17 protein-coding genes are annotated in these 16,249 nt (G+C 60.3%); 16 read left to right on the top strand and 1 reads right to left on the bottom strand.

From position 1 onward, the window contains the following. Positions 1 to 28 precede the first annotated feature (28 nt). From A7X65_RS11775 to A7X65_RS11750, 6 genes are read left to right on the top strand one after another with little or no spacing between them, the layout of a single operon-like run. Positions 29 to 964, top strand: coding sequence for a polysaccharide deacetylase family protein (locus A7X65_RS11775; RefSeq protein ID WP_063684692.1), 936 nt, complete (start codon positions 29 to 31; stop codon positions 962 to 964). Between the two features lie 51 nt (positions 965 to 1,015). Then, positions 1,016 to 1,930 (top strand): branched-chain amino acid ABC transporter permease, encoded by a 915-nt coding sequence (locus tag A7X65_RS11770; RefSeq protein WP_063684691.1) that lies wholly within the window; start codon positions 1,016 to 1,018, stop codon positions 1,928 to 1,930. Then, complete coding sequence (locus A7X65_RS11765; protein WP_063684690.1) at positions 1,930 to 2,781, top strand: branched-chain amino acid ABC transporter permease; 852 nt, start codon at positions 1,930 to 1,932, stop codon at positions 2,779 to 2,781. Before A7X65_RS11770 ends, A7X65_RS11765 begins: the two co-directional genes overlap by 1 nt. After that, entirely contained in the window at positions 2,778 to 3,539 is a 762-nt protein-coding gene (locus tag A7X65_RS11760) for an ABC transporter ATP-binding protein (RefSeq protein WP_063684689.1), read from the top strand. Before A7X65_RS11765 ends, A7X65_RS11760 begins: the two co-directional genes overlap by 4 nt. Continuing rightward, complete coding sequence (locus A7X65_RS11755) at positions 3,536 to 4,309, top strand: ABC transporter ATP-binding protein (RefSeq protein ID WP_063684688.1); 774 nt, start codon at positions 3,536 to 3,538, stop codon at positions 4,307 to 4,309. The genes A7X65_RS11760 and A7X65_RS11755 overlap by 4 nt, the downstream gene beginning before the upstream one ends. After that, entirely contained in the window at positions 4,306 to 5,487 is a 1,182-nt protein-coding gene (locus A7X65_RS11750; RefSeq protein WP_063684687.1) for an ABC transporter substrate-binding protein, read from the top strand. The genes A7X65_RS11755 and A7X65_RS11750 overlap by 4 nt, the downstream gene beginning before the upstream one ends. Positions 5,488 to 5,536: 49 nt before the next feature. Here the strand turns inward: A7X65_RS11750 and A7X65_RS11745 are convergent, their stop codons facing one another. Continuing rightward, positions 5,537 to 6,601: an alcohol dehydrogenase gene (locus A7X65_RS11745; RefSeq protein WP_063684686.1), complete on the bottom strand. Its 1,065-nt coding sequence runs from the start codon at positions 6,599 to 6,601 to the stop codon at positions 5,537 to 5,539. A gap of 191 nt (positions 6,602 to 6,792) precedes the next feature. On the opposite strand from A7X65_RS11745, the gene A7X65_RS11740 reads away from it, so the two are divergent. The 10 genes from A7X65_RS11740 to A7X65_RS11700 all read left to right on the top strand — a co-directional run bounded on the left by A7X65_RS11740 (position 6,793) and on the right by A7X65_RS11700 (position 16,158). Beyond that, positions 6,793 to 8,316, top strand: coding sequence for an aldehyde dehydrogenase family protein (locus tag A7X65_RS11740; protein ID WP_063684685.1), 1,524 nt, complete (start codon positions 6,793 to 6,795; stop codon positions 8,314 to 8,316). 154 nt (positions 8,317 to 8,470) lie between these two features. Further along, complete coding sequence (locus A7X65_RS11735) at positions 8,471 to 9,199, top strand: autoinducer binding domain-containing protein (protein WP_063684684.1); 729 nt, start codon at positions 8,471 to 8,473, stop codon at positions 9,197 to 9,199. 19 nt (positions 9,200 to 9,218) lie between these two features. Continuing rightward, entirely contained in the window at positions 9,219 to 10,031 is an 813-nt protein-coding gene (locus A7X65_RS11730; RefSeq protein WP_245323398.1) for an acyl-homoserine-lactone synthase, read from the top strand. Positions 10,032 to 10,064: 33 nt separating this feature from the next. Beyond that, positions 10,065 to 10,601, top strand: a complete 537-nt coding sequence (locus A7X65_RS11725; RefSeq protein WP_063684683.1) for a cysteine hydrolase family protein — start codon at positions 10,065 to 10,067, stop codon at positions 10,599 to 10,601. Between the two features lie 534 nt (positions 10,602 to 11,135). Then, positions 11,136 to 12,095 carry an ArdC family protein gene (locus tag A7X65_RS11720; RefSeq protein WP_082884916.1) on the top strand — a complete coding sequence of 320 codons (960 nt, stop codon included), beginning with the start codon at positions 11,136 to 11,138 and terminating at the stop codon, positions 12,093 to 12,095. A 349-nt stretch (positions 12,096 to 12,444) separates the two neighbouring features. Then, positions 12,445 to 12,594: a hypothetical protein gene (locus A7X65_RS41625; protein ID WP_156527732.1), complete on the top strand. Its 150-nt coding sequence runs from the start codon at positions 12,445 to 12,447 to the stop codon at positions 12,592 to 12,594. A 1,384-nt stretch (positions 12,595 to 13,978) separates the two neighbouring features. Beyond that, positions 13,979 to 14,302: a DUF736 domain-containing protein gene (locus A7X65_RS11715; protein WP_063684681.1), complete on the top strand. Its 324-nt coding sequence runs from the start codon at positions 13,979 to 13,981 to the stop codon at positions 14,300 to 14,302. A 97-nt stretch (positions 14,303 to 14,399) separates the two neighbouring features. Then, complete coding sequence (locus A7X65_RS11710; RefSeq protein ID WP_063684680.1) at positions 14,400 to 15,218, top strand: DUF2285 domain-containing protein; 819 nt, start codon at positions 14,400 to 14,402, stop codon at positions 15,216 to 15,218. A gap of 192 nt (positions 15,219 to 15,410) precedes the next feature. Next, on the top strand, positions 15,411 to 15,629 hold the full coding sequence (locus A7X65_RS11705; protein ID WP_063684679.1) for a helix-turn-helix domain-containing protein: 219 nt from the start codon (positions 15,411 to 15,413) through the stop codon (positions 15,627 to 15,629). Continuing rightward, positions 15,619 to 16,158 carry a S26 family signal peptidase gene (locus A7X65_RS11700; RefSeq protein WP_063684678.1) on the top strand — a complete coding sequence of 180 codons (540 nt, stop codon included), beginning with the start codon at positions 15,619 to 15,621 and terminating at the stop codon, positions 16,156 to 16,158. The genes A7X65_RS11705 and A7X65_RS11700 overlap by 11 nt, the downstream gene beginning before the upstream one ends. Positions 16,159 to 16,249: the final 91 nt, after the last annotated feature.

Genomic DNA, 16,249 nt, shown 5'->3' with positions numbered 1-16,249 from the left:
CGGTCAATAGAGGAAACGAGGAGGGCCCATGGCCAAGTTTGATACAAAGATGGACCGCTATCCGTTCGTGCCAATCACGAAGCGTCCGACCTACGATTGGCCCGCGGGCAAGAGGCTTGCCGTCTACTTCGCACTCAATATCGAGGCCTTTGAGTTCGGTCGAAATCCGGGGCCGGACTTTACGACCATGCCAGCTCCGCCGTTCCATCGCGGCTATGCGTACAGGGACTTTGGCAACAGGGTTGGAGTCTGGCGCCTGATCGATCTTTTCCAAGAGTTCGATATCCCGCTTTCGGTGCTCGCCAATACTGCTGTTTACGATGCCTACCCCGAAGTGATGGCCGCTTTCCGACAGCGGGGCGATGAATTTGTCGGCCACGGGCGTACGAATTCCGAGCGGCAGATCGATATGAGCGAGGACGAGGAGCGCGCCATGCTCCGGGAAGTTCGCGACCGTTTCGAGAAGGAGGAGGGGGCGGCACCGAAGGGCTGGCTCGGTCCCTTCATCTCGCAGAGCACGAGGACCCCGGAGCTGCTCGTCGAGCAAGGTTTCGGCTACATGCTCGACTGGTTCTATGACGAGCAGCCACAGTTGTTTCGGACCGATCTTGGTCCGATCCTCAGCGTGCCGTATCCGTCCATGGAGCTGAATGATCTACCCGCCGTCTTTAATCGGCGCGTGAGCGACGCGGAATTTGCGGACCTATTGGTCGACGCCTTCGATCAGCAACTCCAGGACTCCGAAAAATATCCGCTCGTGTTCTCGGTCGCGCTCCATACCTTCGTCATGGGACAGCCGCACCGAACGCGGAACTTGCGTCGAGCGCTCGCGCACATCGCATCTCACCGCGACAAGGTCTGGATCACGACAGCCGGCAAGATTGCCACTCATGCCCTTTCGCTGCCCAAGGGCACGCTCTTAAGCCCCGATGCCGCGGGATCGCGTGCTTCGGCCGCGTCTTGAGCGCGAGAAGCGAACAATTACCGACTTGGAGGTACTCGATATGAATGCGCGATGCTGCGTTGGATCAACGCCGGTCACAGGAGACGGGCGGCCGTGATTTCTCAGCAAATTGTCAATGGCTTCATGCTCGGCGGCGTTTACGTGATGATTGCCGTCGCGTTTACGCTTGCAATTGGCGTCCTCAATTTTCTCAATTTCTCCATTCCAGGCATCTTCATGATTGCTGGAATGGTCTCGTGGGCGGCGCTCCGAGGTGGGCAGCACTGGCCAATTGCATTCGGCATTGCGCTCGCGGCAAGCGCAGCCGTGGGCGTTGCGGTCTATCTCCTGACCTATCGGCCAAGCAGCGACAGCGATCCCGAGGTTCCTCTCGTCAGCTCGTTGGGCTTTCTGGTGCTGCTCGAGAACCTGATCATCCTTTGGTTAGGGTCTGATCAACAATCTTTTCCGGCCCTCATCGTCGATTTCAACTGGAGGTTCGGCTCGATCATCATTGGAGGCGCTCAGCTGTTGAGCTTGGTCCTCTCGCTTGCGTTCGTCATCGCACTGTCCCTGTCCCTGCGATTTACAAATCTCGGACGTCAGGTGAGGGCGATCGCAGAGAACCGTCGTACCGCTACGATTCTCGGTGTGAACGTCGGCTCCGTTGTGTCTCGCCTATTCGTGCTGAGCGCGCTGTTCACAGGCATTGGCGGCATCCTCTTTGCGATCAGCTACCTGCAAGTATCCTCGTCCATGGGCGAAAGCATCGGATTCAAAGGTATCAGCGCGATGATCATTGGTGGCATGGGCAATATCTGGGGAGCGGTCGCCGGTGGGTTGCTGATCGGCCTCGTTGAGATCCTCTCGACGCAGTTCCTTGGCGCGGATTTCGTGAACATCAGCGTCTATGGCCTGTTGCTCGCGTTGCTTATCGCCAAGCCCGAGGGGCTCTTTGGTCCGGTTGCTGCCAGGGAGAAGCTCTGATGTCGGGCTATCAGACCGGAATCATCGTCCTTCTCGCCCTCAACACGATCGCGGCCTATGGCGTCTACCTTCCGATGTCTGCCGGGCAGCTTAACCTCGGAATTGCGGGGTTCATGGCGATCGGCGCCTATGCGGCGGCCTATCTGACGAATGCGTGTGGATGGCCGCCATCGGCGGCGATCGGGGCGGGTGGCGCGACAGCGGCCATTTTGGCGTTCGCAGTCGCGATGCCGATGCTCAGAACACAAGGTATCTACCTGTCTCTTGCGACCTTTGCCTTGGGACAGGTTATTTCTGCGATCTTTCTCAATCTCGACATCGTCGGTGGTGCCGCGGGCTATCCCGTCGCAACCCACATTGAGGCCTCTGTCGTGGTCTCGGCGGCTACATTGGTCGTTTCGCTCGTGTGGCTGATGTCGACGACGCGCCTGACGGTCTATTTCGCGGCGGTCAAGAACGATCCCCTGGTCGCGGACCTCCTCGGCCTCAACGTGAAGGCTCTCGGTGTTGCTGCGCTGACCGTGGGCGCCGGCATCGCCGGGGTAGGTGGGGCTCTGTACGCGCATTACTTCAACTACATCGAGGCCCAGTATTTTGGCGTGATGCTGAGCACTTACACGGTGCTTTATGTGCTGCTCGGAGGAACCCAGTCGGTCTGGGGGCCGCTTGTCGGTGCCGCGATCTTCACGCTCGTGCCCGAAGCGTTGAGATCCAGTTCGCAATGGCGATACGCGATCTTCGCGCTCTTCATCATCGTCTTCATGGCCCTGCGTCCACAAGGGTTGCTCACGCGTGGGCTGTCGCGCCAGCGCACTCAGGCCAGGGCGCAAAGCGGATCAACTAATTCATGACCATGCTCCTATCGATCCAAAGTCTGTCTAAAACGTTCGGCGGGCTCGAAGTCGTGCGCGACCTCTCGTTTGACGTCCCCGATGGAACCGCAACGGCTCTAATCGGCCCGAACGGCGCCGGCAAGACTACGGTGTTCAACCTCATCAGCGGCGTGTACCCGGTGACGTCCGGAAGCATCCGGATGTGCGGCGTCGATATCGTCGACCTCCCATCGCGCCATCGCATTGGGCGCGGTATCGCTCGAAGCTTTCAGAATATCCGCCTGATACCCCGTCTGTCGGTGATCGACAATCTGCTGATCGGACAGCACGTCAAATTGAAGCGGCCACTTGACGTGCTGCGACCGTTTCGCTTCGCGCGCGATCATGAGTGGATCCGTGCGGCAAAGGCTGAGCTCTCTGCGTTTGGTCTGAGCCAGTATGCCGACGAGCCGGTGGGATTGCTTCCTTATGGTGTTCGCAAGCGCGTGGACCTGATCCGGGCAATCCTTTCGTCGCCATCACTTCTCATGCTGGACGAGCCTGCTGCCGGGCTAAATGCCTCTGAAACACGCGAACTGCACCGTCACCTCGACATTCTCAGAGAGCGGGGGACGACGCTCCTGATCATTGAGCACGACATGCATTTCATCCGATCGATCTGCGAACAGATCGTCGTGCTGAATTTCGGATGCAAGATCGCCGAAGGACCGTTCGACCAGGTCAGGACCGATCAGCAGGTACGCGAAGCGTATCTGGGCACGGAGCGGGCGACATGAGCGAGTTGATTCTCAAGGCCGAAAGTCTGTCAGCGTGTTACGGGCGGGTCGAGGCGCTTTCCGACGTTTCCCTACAAGTCGCGCGTGGAGAGATCGTCACCGTCGTCGGTGCTAACGGAGCGGGCAAGAGCACCCTGCTTCAGTCGATCCTTGGAGCGGTCTCGCCAAAAGCCGGCAAGCTCACCTTTGCGGGCCAGGACATCACGCGCTGGCCGATCTACCGGCGCATCGAGGAGGGTCTCGTCCTGGTGCCGGAAGGGCGTCGGATCCTGGTGTCCATGACAATCGAGGAGAACCTGCTCCTGGGGGCCCATATGAGGCGGGACAAGATTGCTGTGCGCCGGGAGATCGGTGGAATCTACGATCGTTTCCCAAATCTTGCACAACGTCGAAATCACAATGCGTCATGCCTGTCCGGCGGAGAACAGCAGATGCTGGCGCTCGGCCGCGCGTTGCTCGCAAAGCCGCAGCTCTTGATGATGGACGAACCATCACTCGGCCTATCGCCCCTGTTTGTGCAAAGGCTGTTTGAGCTCATCCAGGCATACAATCGCGAAGGGCTGAGCATTCTCCTGATTGAGCAGAACACCGCAAACGCCTTGAGGATTGCTCATCGCGCCACGGTGCTGGAACTCGGGCGCGTGGCCCTCGAGGGCGACGCCGCTTCTGTCGCCGGCAGCACTGGCCTTCAGGAAGCCTATCTCGGCGGTACATCACGCGAGGTCATGGAAGTGGATCACAAAAGGAAATCAGTAGGGAGGCGTTCATGAGATACAATGGCATTCTAGCGGGGCTCTTGATGGGGGCGGCGGCGCTCGTGACGTCAGCGTCCGCACATGACGACGAGGAACTCGTGATCGGCCTGGCGATGTCCAACACCGGCACGTTCGTGAGCGTGGCGAATGCGAACGAAATCGCGGTGGATATGGCGGCCGATGAGATCAATCGTGCCGGTGGCATCAATGGGATGCCGATCAGGATTGTGAAGTTCGATACTGGCGGCGATCCAAAGCAGGCGGTGCTGGCGGTGGAACAGTTCGCCCGCGACAAAAGGGCTCTCGCTGTTGTGGGCCCGTTCAGCTCGAGCGAAGCTCGCGTGGCATTCTCGGCGGGAGAGCGGCTTGGAATTGTCCAGATGTCGATGTCATCATCTGCGCCCGGAGTGGCGGCTCCGTTTAAATACGCCTTCCGCAATACGGTCGACGAGGGCCTCGTCATCGAGATCGTTCTCAAGGCGATGCGGGCCAAAAATCTTATTATGGGCAAAGCGGCGATAGCCTACGCCACCGACGATGCTGTTTCCAAGGCGGTCGGAACCGCCGTTCTCCCGGAAGCCTTGGTCAAGGTGGCCGTCCCCGTCAGTGGCTTCGTCGATTTTCCCTACAAGGCGTTCGACATGTCGGCACAGGTATCGAGACTGGCCCAATTGAAGCCCGATATCGTCGGTGTCGGTGCGCCGCCTGAGGCAATGATCAACCTGGCGAAGGAGATGAAGCGGCAGGGTGTCGATGCCCGCCTGTTCGCAGGCACGACTGTGGGCGATCCGGACCTGCCGATCAGGTTTGGGGGGGCGGGTGAGGGGACAATCATTGGTTCGCCCTTCTACAGCGATCTCAATGATGCTGTTCGCACCTTTGCGAAGTCATTTGCAAAGAGGGCCGAGGTTGCCAAGATCGGTCGGACTGTGCCGAACCAGACTGACATCTCCAGCTACGACATTGTCTACCTCTACGCGGAGGCCATGAAGCGTGCCGGCGTGACAGGCGAACCGTCCAAGATTGCCCCCGAGCGCACCGCAATCAGGGACGAGCTGCGGAAGATGAAGGAATATCCAGCTCTCGGTGGCAAAATCACGTTCCGTGAGAATGGCGACGCGATCAAGCCGATCTATGTGCTGGAAGCCAAGGGTGGGCGCTGGACGTTATTTGACCAGCTCACCGCTGACTGAGGCCTCTCCGGACGGTGCCGGCCTATCGGCACCGTCCGTCTGTCTTGGCTCAACTCGGGCGATCCGGTACCAGAACGGCCCGCCCGACAACGCGGCCCTCCTTCAGATCGGACAGCGTCTCATAAGCGCTTTCAAGTGGTCGGGTCACGATCGGCATCTTGTCGACGCCAGTCCGCACCAGGCTCATGAGCTCGATCAGGTCTCTTCGGCTGCCAACAAAAGACCCTGATATAGTAATGGATCTCAAGGGCATCGTTGCCAGCGACAGTGTCCGTTCGCCGCCAAAGAGGCCGACGATCACATAGTTGCCTCCCTTGGCGAGCGTCGCCATGGAGAGATCCCAGGACGCCGGGGATCCGACAAAGTCGATGATCGCGTGGATGCCGCCTTCGGAGCTTTCGGTGAGGCGCTTGGAAAAGTCGTCTTTCGTCGGGTCGAGAGCCGCGATCGCACCGGCGGCGAGCGCGGCCTCCCGCTTGTTGGGATCAATATCTGCGATGATCGCGCCAGATCGGCCCATCGCCTTCAACAGCGAGAGGCACATCAGGCCAAGCCCGCCCGCGCCGACGATCAGGATCGGCTTCTTCAATCGGCCGGGGTCAAGTTTCTTGAGGGCGGAATACGCCGTCAGCCCCGAGCATGCGTAGGGCGCGGCCTGTTCCGGCGGGATCGCGGGAGTGTCAATGAGGTAGCGGGGGTGGGGGATCAGCACGTGATCGGCATAACCGCCTGGGCGCAAAACGCCGAGATATTGCGGGGTTGGGCACAGATGCTCGTCCGAATTCTTGCAGACGTGACACTCTCCGCAGCCGAACCAGGGATAGACCAGGTACGTCCTGCCTGTTTCGATGAGACGCTTCGCGTCTTCACCCACTGCAACGACTTCGCCGACGACCTCGTGGCCCATCGTGTGCGGCAGCTTCTGTCCTCGGTCAGACATCTTCATCATTTTTCCGCCGCCGAGGTCATAGCCGCCTTCCCAGATATGGAGGTCGGTGTGGCAGACGCCACAGGCCCTGACCCTGAGCAATATCTCGTTGCCCTCAGGGGCGGGGGTCGTTGTTTCCAGACATTCAAGGGGAGCCCGGTATTGGGTCAGCGCAAGACTCTTCAAGTGTTCCTCCGTTGTGAGTGAGCCTGAACGATGCCTCGTCCCCAACCCCAGGGGCAGCTCTTGGATCTCTGAGCTTTCCGGCACGCCGTAACGTTGAGCTGCGAGTGCGCACAGTGGGTCCGATTGACATCTCGGAGGCAGGTCTATAGCAAGATCATTAGGTAACTTAAATAACTAAATGGAGGGCTGAGATGTTTGAGCGCGCTTTGAAGAACTTCGATATCGGTTATCTGAACTCTGGGGCGTATGCGCATGGCGATGGATGGAGCCCGACGGACGACAGGATCCCGTTCGATGCGGTCGATCCGGCTCAGGACAAAGTCGTGACGCAGATCGCTGGTGCGAACGAGCGCGACTACGAACGCGTCATTCGTTGCGCCCAAGCAGCTCAAGGAGAATGGGCGGTCGTTCCAGCACCGAGGCGAGGAGAACTCGTCGCGCGGATCGGAGCACTCGCCGCAGAGTACCTCGATGACCTCGCGGCGCTCATTGTCCTCGATACGGGCAAGGCGTTCGGTGAGGCCAAAGCCGAGGTCCGCGAAGTCATCGACATGGCCACAATGGCGGCAGGCCAATCCCGCATGATGTACGGCTCTGTCCAGCAATCGCAGCGGAGCAAACACCGAATGTACGACCAATGGCTGCCGCTGGGCGTCGTAGGCGTCATCACGGCCTACAACTTTCCCGCATCCGTCTGGGCGCAAAATGCCTTCCTCGCGGCCATTGGGGGCAACACCGTCATCTGGAAGCCCAGTCCCAAGGTACCGCTGACGGCGCTCGGCCTGCAGCGGATCTGCAATATGGCGATGAACGAGCTCGAGCTTGACGGTGTCTTCTCGCTCATTATCCCAGGCGACAACAATGTGGCCGAGCTTCTCGTTTATGACACACGCGTCGCCTTGGTCTCGTTTACGGGATCAAGCACCGTCGGGCGTCGAATCTCAGATGTCGTCGGCAGTAAGTTGGGACGCCGCTATCTGCTCGAATGCTCAGGCAACAACGGCTGCATCGTCGATCAGACAGCCGACCTCAGATTGGCTGCACGGAGCATCGCCTTCGGTGCTGTCGGCACGACCGGCCAGCGCTGCACGAGCACAAGGCGTGTCATTGTCCAAAGTTCGGTCGCAGAGCCTCTGATCAAGCTCTTGAAGGAGGCCTTTTCCCAAATCAAGGTCGGCGATCCCAGGGAGGAAGGAACGCTTGTTGGCCCGCTCGTCGATCGCGATGCGGTTCTCCTCTTTGAAAGGGCGGTTCGAGACGCAAGGGACGCAGGAGGAAAAGTCGCGTTTGGCGGAAGGCGGATTGATCGCCCCGGCTACTACGTCGAGCCGACGCTGATCACAGGTCTCCCGCACGATTTACCCTCCGTCCAGAAGGAAACCTTTGCTCCTATCGTCTATGTCTTCACCTATGACACAATCGAAGAGGCCATTCAGATCAACAACGCCGTGCCGCAAGGCCTGTCCTCGGGCATTCACAGCACGGATCTTACCAATATCGAACTGTTCCTGTCGGCTGCGGGAAGCGACTGCGGCATCGCAAGGGTGAATATGGGTACGACCGGCGCCGATATCGGTGCCGCGTTTGGCGGCGAGAAAGAGACGGGCGGCGGACGCACGGCCGGATCGGATGCTTGGAAAGGTTACATGCGAAGGCAGAGCGTATGCGTCAACTGGGGTGGGGAGTCTCCCTGGGACGGCTGCATTCGCCTCTAAGTACCCTCATCCTGTCGAATAGACGTCGATAATGGGCCTCAAGCCACGCGGCTTGAGGCCATGCCTCGTATGCGAATGGCCAGGATTCGGGATCGTAGACGATCTCGCAGGATCGGCCGTTAGCGTGAGGCGTAACAATCGGATCCAGGCAGCCATGGACTGGACGGAAAACATCTTCCAGGAGTTCGTAGACGCTCTCCAGACAGCCATGGACGAAAACGAGTTCGAACGGATTGCCACGCGAGCATGCCATGGCCTCGGCTTTCGCTGGTTTGCCTATCTCAGCATTGTCGATAGTTCGCTGAAGCTCATCTCGTCCTACCCTCGGTCCTGGACGAACCGATATCTGCGCCTTCAATATCAACGGCTCGATCCCGTCGTGCTGCGAGCGCGGACCGAACACGCGATGTTCACCTGGGGAGCATCCTCCGGATCAATACGTCCGAGGGACCGGCAGCAACTTCGCTTCTTTGACGAAGCAATGCGGTTCGGAATCAAGGCGGGAATCACTGTGCCGATCAGGGCGGGCTTCGGCCGTATGGCAGCCTTCACGGTTGCGACGGATGACTCTCTCATGGAGCAAGGCCACCTGCTGGCGACGTCGCAAGACGTCGTCCAATTGCTCGGTCTCTATTTCCACACGCATCTGCGCGGGCGGTTGGCAATGAACGAAGACCCGCAGCGCGTCCAGGTTCTCAGTCAACGCGAACGGCAATGCCTGGCATGGGCGGCTCTTGGGAAAACAGTGTCCGAGACGGCCGAAATACTTGCTATCACGGCACGCACCGTTGCGTTCCACCTCGAGAATGCTCGCCGCAAGCTTGGAGCGGCTTCGATCGCCCATTGCGTTGCGCTCGCCATACGGCAACGACTGTTGCCCTGACGCAGTCAGGCATATCCGAATGACCTTCACGACGCGTAAGAGCGTCTCGTTATCGGTTATCTTGTGGAAAAACCGACGCCTTGCTTTGCTCTGGTTGGCGCTCGCTTCCGTTTCATCGCGAACCTGTCAAATAGCACAGGCGCTGCAGATGCCGCTCTCTGGTCTGGTGATCGCTCCCTCAACGGAGCTCGCCATGTACGCCATCACGATCGATCATCGTCAGACTGGATCTCAACTCGACCTTTTGGTGCAGATGTTCCGCTTGCGCCGTCGTGTATTCAGGGAGCGTCTGGATTGGACGGTCTCGGTCTCAGGCGATCTGGAAATCGACATCTACGACGCGCTTGCACCGACCTACGTCCTGGTCGTCTCAAACGAGCAAGACGTTCTGGGGTGCGTCAGGCTGCTTCCAACCACCGGACCGACCATGCTCGCGGACACCTTTCCAATATTGCTAGGGGACAAGGAGGCGCCGAAGAGCGAGCTCGTGCTCGAGAGTTCGCGGTTCTGCGTCGACACCGGCCGCGCGACAGAGCTCGGCCCGCACGGGTTCAATCGCGCAACTTTCGTACTTTTCGCCGCAATGCTCGAAACGATGCGATCGAAGGGCGCAAGCGCGATCGTGACTGTCACCGACGTGCGAATGGAGCGCATCCTCAGACGAGCGGGCTGGCCACTTGCGCGGCTGACTGAGCCGCGGAAGCTTGGTCAGACGAATGCCCTTGCGGGGTACCTCAACGATTCTGATCAGGCGCTCGAGGCGATGTATCGGCAGGCAGGGATCGAAGGGCCGGTCGTGCGCAAGCAACCTGAGGACCGCAAGGCAGCGTGACCGCAGAAATGCCACGCGCTAAGGGAGCGTATCTTGCTGGCAGATCCCCGCCAGAGTCGCATCGTCTTGCTGAACCCCGCGCGCGCAAATCGAGCGGGAACGGCCGAGGCCTTGGCTGTCGAGCAGGATGCGAGCCTTGCTCTGCTCCCGATCTGCCAAGATATTCTTGGCGCGAGATCGATCGCCGTCGGAGAATATCCGACAGGCCTGCTGCCAGCGGACGTTGCTGGCTCGATCGAGTGTTTCGAGTCAGACGCTCTGTCGCCATGGCGCGATCCGGGACTTGCCGCAAACCTCGAAGAGGCTGGCGTCGGCATTATTTTTCTCGGCGGCGGCTTTCTAGAGGAGGAAGTGCTGGTCGCAGCGCTTGAAGGGGCGAAGCGAGGTTACGACGTACGATTGCTTTCAGATCTCGCGTTTGCACGGAGGGAGACAGATCGCCAGCTCGTCCTGAATCGACTGGCACATCATGGCATCATCGCCACCACTGTCCGCCAAGCCCTGGTCGAATGGGCTGCGGTTCTCGAAGATCGAGCGATGATGCTCAGGATCCAGCAATTGATCTCTTGAGTGGGCGCGCCCGCAAGCTTTCGCTTGCGGCCGGGCTCTCGTGGACCGAGCCCTGTCAGGTCTCGGCCTTGTGGCTTCGATCCCTGACGCGAGGGACCACGTCCAGCTGCTCTTGGTCGTGTTCAAGTTCGTCGCGTGCCAAGGACCGCTCATTCAAACGCAGCTGTACTGCGCTCGAAGGAAAGCACGTTCAGAGAGAAAAAATTAGAACCGTCGAACGACGGGGGCGCTTCCCATATCCCTCTGAGCGGACACGCTAGATCGCTTTGTGCGGAGCCGGCCGCAAGCGGCCGCGCATTTAAGTTGCCCCCCGAAGGCGGGGTGGACGGCGCTCCCGTATAGCCCCGAACCGGCAGGCCGCAACCGCGCCCGTCTCGGCTCCCTTTGGACGCTCTGTCCGTGGCGCGGTCCTCCGCTCTCGCTCCGGCCGTTCCGGTGCGGCCCGCCTCTGGCGTTCGGGGCTGTCCGGTCGCCCTTCGCCGCCCACCCCGCCTTCCGGGGGCAGGGCGCGGAAGAAGGCGAATGGAGACTGTCATGAGCGGAAAGAACAAGAGCGCTTCAACGGCCAAGCCAAAAAGGAACCTCTACGAGGAGATCACAACGCAAATCATCGCCGATCTGGAGGCGGGCATTTTTCCTTGGGCCCGGCCTTGGGGAGGGGGAGGCGATAGCCATGCCTTCTCGCTGCCCCGGAACGCGGCAACAAGCAAAGCCTATTCCGGGATCAACATCCTGATCCTCTGGGGGAGGCTTTGTGAGAACGGCTTCACATCCCAACGCTGGCTCACCTTCAATCAGGCATCGCACCTTGGCGCCTCCGTGCGCAAGGGGGAGCACGGAGTGACAGTCTGCTACGCCGATCGCTTTATTCCGAAGCGCGGGCAGGATGGAACGCTGCAGTCGAGCCATGGCGAGGCGGAAGTGGGCGAAGCGGCCATCCCGTTCCTGCGCCGCTATACCGTCTTTAACGTCGATCAATGCGAACACCTTCCGGACGAGCTGCGCGCGGAGCCACAAGCCGCGCCGGAGCGTCAGATCGTGCCGCAGGCCGAGGCGCTGGCGGCCGCAACACTCGCTGATATCCGCATCGGCGGCAATGAGGCCTTCTACGCCCCGTCCATGGATTGCGTTCATATCCCGCCGCAGCCTGCCTTTTTCGAGCAGATCAACTTCTACCGGACGCTGTTTCACGAGCTTGGACACTGGACCGGTCACCCCAGCCGCCTCGAGCGCGACCTGTCGGGGCCGTTCGGCTCCAAGCCCTACGCCAAGGAAGAACTCGTCGCCGAACTGACCGCAGCCTTTATCTGCGCCGCGCTCACCATCAAACCGACCGTCCGACATGCCGATTACCTCGGCTCATGGCTGAGCGTGCTCCGCGAGGACAATCGGGCAATATTTCAGGCCGCGAGCAAGGCATCCAAAGCGGCCGATTTCCTGCTCGCGTTCGGCGCAAACAATCGCGTCGCTGCCGTGGAGGCGAGGGCGCCCTGAACGGGGCGCAGACGCGCCCCGCCGTCGCCGCTTGCTCCGCTCGCGCCTCGCTCTTGGCTTCGCGCGCTCTCCAAAGCGCGCGGCAACGATGTCGGCGTTTCCGATCGGCCAATACGACCCAGCAAGACCCTTCTCCTTGCGCGCCCCTGCGAAATCATTAATCCTTTGTTTACGTGGGGGCTGAGGTCGACGATTCGGGCGCAAGCGCTTGCGCTGCGCCCTTATTCGACCGGCTCCGAGTCGCGCGCGAGTCAATCCGGGTGACCGCAAATATAGGCGGAAGGGACCCGGGCGACTCGCACTAAGAGTCGATCCAGGCGGTACGATGCACCGCATCATGGAGCCGACCATGGCTGACCTGTCGAAGGTCTTTCCCGAGCCTCACACGACCAAGCTGAGGCGCATCTGCCTTGCGCAGATCGTCGTCAGCGTCTCGACGCTGACCTCGACAGCCGTTCTGGTCTCATGCCTCGCAGTGGTCGTGAGGGGGTTCAACTAGGGCGAAACTTACTGGATAGCGATTTCGACAGACAACTCGCGATCCGGTTTCGCCAAAAGATTGCGAAACAGCTGTTCGGTCGAAGCAATGCAGCCGATCTCAGTTGAACTTGCGGCCGAGCCTGCGGATGACCTCACGGAGGTATTGCGCGTATTCCTCGGTCGTTCGGCGTACTTCCTCCGCCCGCGAGAGCCTGGCCAGTTGCACTTCCTCAGAATCCGCACCCGTAAGCTCGGCGAAGGTCACAAGTGAACTTATGTTGCAAACTTTGGATTTGCTCCCGCACGGCTTGAGAGCGGGGAGGCAGCGTGTACGTCGCGCGTCGCGTCTCGCCGACGCTGGAGAAACGAAAAGCCGGACCGCGACGCCCAGTGCGCCCGATCCGGCTCATCGATTTGAGCGATCATTCCGGCCAACGCCGAGGATCTTCAGTGCGGCAATGCGCAAACGGCAACTTGGCTGGAATGAAAGCTAGATCATCAGAAGAAGGTCTACTTCTTCTTGGCCTTTTTCACGGTCTTCTTCGCCGCAGCCTTCTTCGCCTTCTTCGCTTTCTTGGCCATGTGCCCTCCGTCAATTCTCAAAGGAAAGCAAACCGGGAATCGGCTTGCATGGGAAACAGTGTACATTGGATTTGTCTGATTGACACCGGCGCACCTTGTCCGTTCGCGTTCGAGTCTCCGACAGAGCCTTTGCGTTGGCGCATGCGCGAGCGATGAACGTGTTCGCACTCGTCTCACGGGACCGCAGATGAGAGCGGCCCCCGCCAGACTTGCCTGGGGCCGAGCTTTGTCAGAGACGGCGATCGCCAGATCCGGGGAGGGGATTATCATTCCCTGTCATGACGATCATCGGGGTCGGATGGATTGCGGGGACCGGACGCGGGCTCTGCCAGCGACAGGCTCACATAGTCCTTTCCGCGGTTCTTACCACACCCGATCAGACTGCTCCGATCTCGATACCCCGGGGGCATGTCGTGAGGTCGGGGTGGGGATCGGACGCTCATTGGCGAGGGTCTTTGGTCGCCGAGCCTGTATGCAGAACACGTTGAGACCTGGCCTTGTTTTGGTCGTAGCTTCGGTGACAGTCGATCGGATAGTCCTGATGGTGTCCTTTTGTTGCCTGCGGGTCCGATCTCACTGCGCGTGGCTGAGGGACCTATGGGAAGCGCCCCGCCTGCCGAAACCCATGCCGCCAGCTTTTTTCCCCGCCGGACAAGTCCGGCTCCTCGCGGCCGCTACGCTTCAAAAAAGCTGTCAGCTCAGGTGCTTCGCATGCGCTACGCCCCGCGGGAAGGCCGCGGGTTCGAAGGCGCTACGCTTCCCATCACGGTCATGCCATCGCGAGGGGATCGGCTTCTCGGGAGCAACAAAAGGACAAGACCATGACCGCAATCGGATACGTCACCAAGAACGACAACGGCAGCTACAAGGGCCAGCTCAAGACCGTCTCCATCCGGGCCGACATCGACATCATCCCTAATCGCGACAAGAGCGCCGACACCCATCCCGACTTCCGCGTCGTGACCCAGGGCGTCGAGATCGGAGCAGGCTGGATCCGGCGCGGCGAGAACAGCCGAAAGGACTATGTGAGCCTGTCGCTGGCAGCGCCCGAGTTCGGTCCCCACAAGCTCTACGCCAATCTCGGACGAGCCGCGGGCCAGGATGACGACAGCGTCTTCGCCCTGATCTGGAATCCGGCCGACTGACGACAAGCGGCCCCCGCGAGCAACTCGCGCGGGGGCTGCTCTCTAGCCCCAATTGGCCAGAACGATTAAAGGTGGGACGTTCTCATTGGGGCTTTCATTGACCAATCCCGCCACGCATGCACACCGCGACGCCGGCGATATTGCCATTGTCTGCAATCCTGCCGCCTACGATGGTAGCGACTGGGCGTGGGAGTTCTTGCGCAGAAACGAGGACTACAGAACCGACTGGCGCGCCTCCGTGCCCCGGCATCTGCCATGGATCACCTTGATCGATGGCACACGCCTTTTGCGCCTGCGACGGCGCTTCCCCCGCGCCGAGAAATGGGGCCTTTTCGCGTTCGCTGACCCCCGTCTCGGTGCCGACCAGACACCCGTGTTCTGGCACGCCAATGCGCTCAAACGGGTCGTTCGCTTGAACGCGACAAGGCCAAGACCCGAGAGCAAAACCGCGCCATTTGCCTTGGGAAATTTCCGAGTGGACCGCCACGCCGTCATCGGTGCCGACGGTGTTCCGCTGGTGCTGATGAAAGGCGGCGGGGTTCACATCCCCCTCGAAATCCACGGCCTGCCCATCCTCACTGCGCCCTTCGCGCCGGTGTTTGAACTGCGTGACCTCGCCGATATCTCCGCCCAGACCGAACTCTTGAAGCAGTTGAAGCGCTTCACCGAGCCAGGTTTCCAGAAGGTGCAAAGGCCGCCATTTGCGAATGACGAGCGTTTGCAGCACGCGCTGATCGCGCTCGATGAAAGCCTTCGCGGCAAGACCTATCGGCAGATCGCTGTTGCGGTCTTCGGAGAGAAGAAAGTCACTGAAGAATGGCGCAGCCATAGTCAATTTTTGAAGGACCGAACCCGCAGGCTCGTCGCCAAAGGCACCGAGCTCATGAATGGCAGTTATCGCGACCTCTTGGGCTAGGCTTGAACTGGCCCTGGACTAGCCGGGGCTTGGGCTAGCTGGCTTTGCCATTCGCTTGTTAGATCAATTTTAAGCCTGCACAGTGGCGAAGTTAGCCGGGCGAAACTTCGCCACTCCCTAAACCGCTCCCGATCGGACGACGCTTCTTCACACACCCAAGGGTTGCGTGTGCTAAGAAGGAACACTTCTGCAATGACGGGACAGGATGACAAGGCTGCCGACAAGCCTTTCCTCAATACCAAGGAGGCTGCCGCCTGGCTGCGGCTGACCAAGAACACACTCGAGAAAATGCGCGTCGACGGGCGAGGGCCGGCCTACCGCAAGCATGGGCGCTACGTCCGCTACCACATCGAAGACCTCGTCCAATATTCGGAAGCCAGCAAGCGGAGGTCGACCTCCGATGCTGATTGATCGCAACAGACCGTGGCGCCAACTGGCCGCTTTGTCGGCCATGTCCGCGGGCACCATCGCTGCCCTGGTGTCGTTCGCACCCCAGGAACCGGTGGTGATCTACAACGCCTCCGGCAGCGCGCCGCTCGGCTTCTATTACGTCGAACCGCGCGTGCCGGCGCGTGGTGAACTCGCCGTCTACAAGCCGCCGCCGACAATCGAACTCCTGATCCTCGCCCATGAGATCCTGCCGGCGCCGGTGCCACTCCTTAAGCAGGTCGTGGCGGGCGCTGGCGACGAAGTCTGCCGCGCCAAAGACCCGATTGGATCGATATCCATCAACGGCAAGGTCACCGCCGAAGTCTCGGAGAAGGACCGGGAAGGGCGACCGCTGCCGTCCTGGGAGGGTTGCTTCAGGCTCGTCGAGGGCGAGTTTTTCCTGATGCAGCCGCATCCGTCCTCGTTCGATTCCAGATATTTCGGACCGGTAATGCGGTGCGACATTCTGGGTGTCGCTAAGTCAATCTGGACGTGGGCTCCTGAGGGCTGACTGCTGCCATTGAAGCTCCGGGATTGAAGCCACTGTCGCACGCGGCTTCAATAAAGCTGCCGGCGTTGGACGAAATGAACTGACCAGGGGG

Origin of the sequence: Bradyrhizobium stylosanthis (assembly GCF_001641335.1) — a bacterium.
Taxonomy (GTDB): Bacteria; Pseudomonadota; Alphaproteobacteria; order Rhizobiales; family Xanthobacteraceae; genus Bradyrhizobium; species Bradyrhizobium stylosanthis.
The sequence above is the reverse complement of the archived record's forward strand: the minus strand, read 5'-3'. Positions and strand labels throughout refer to the sequence as shown.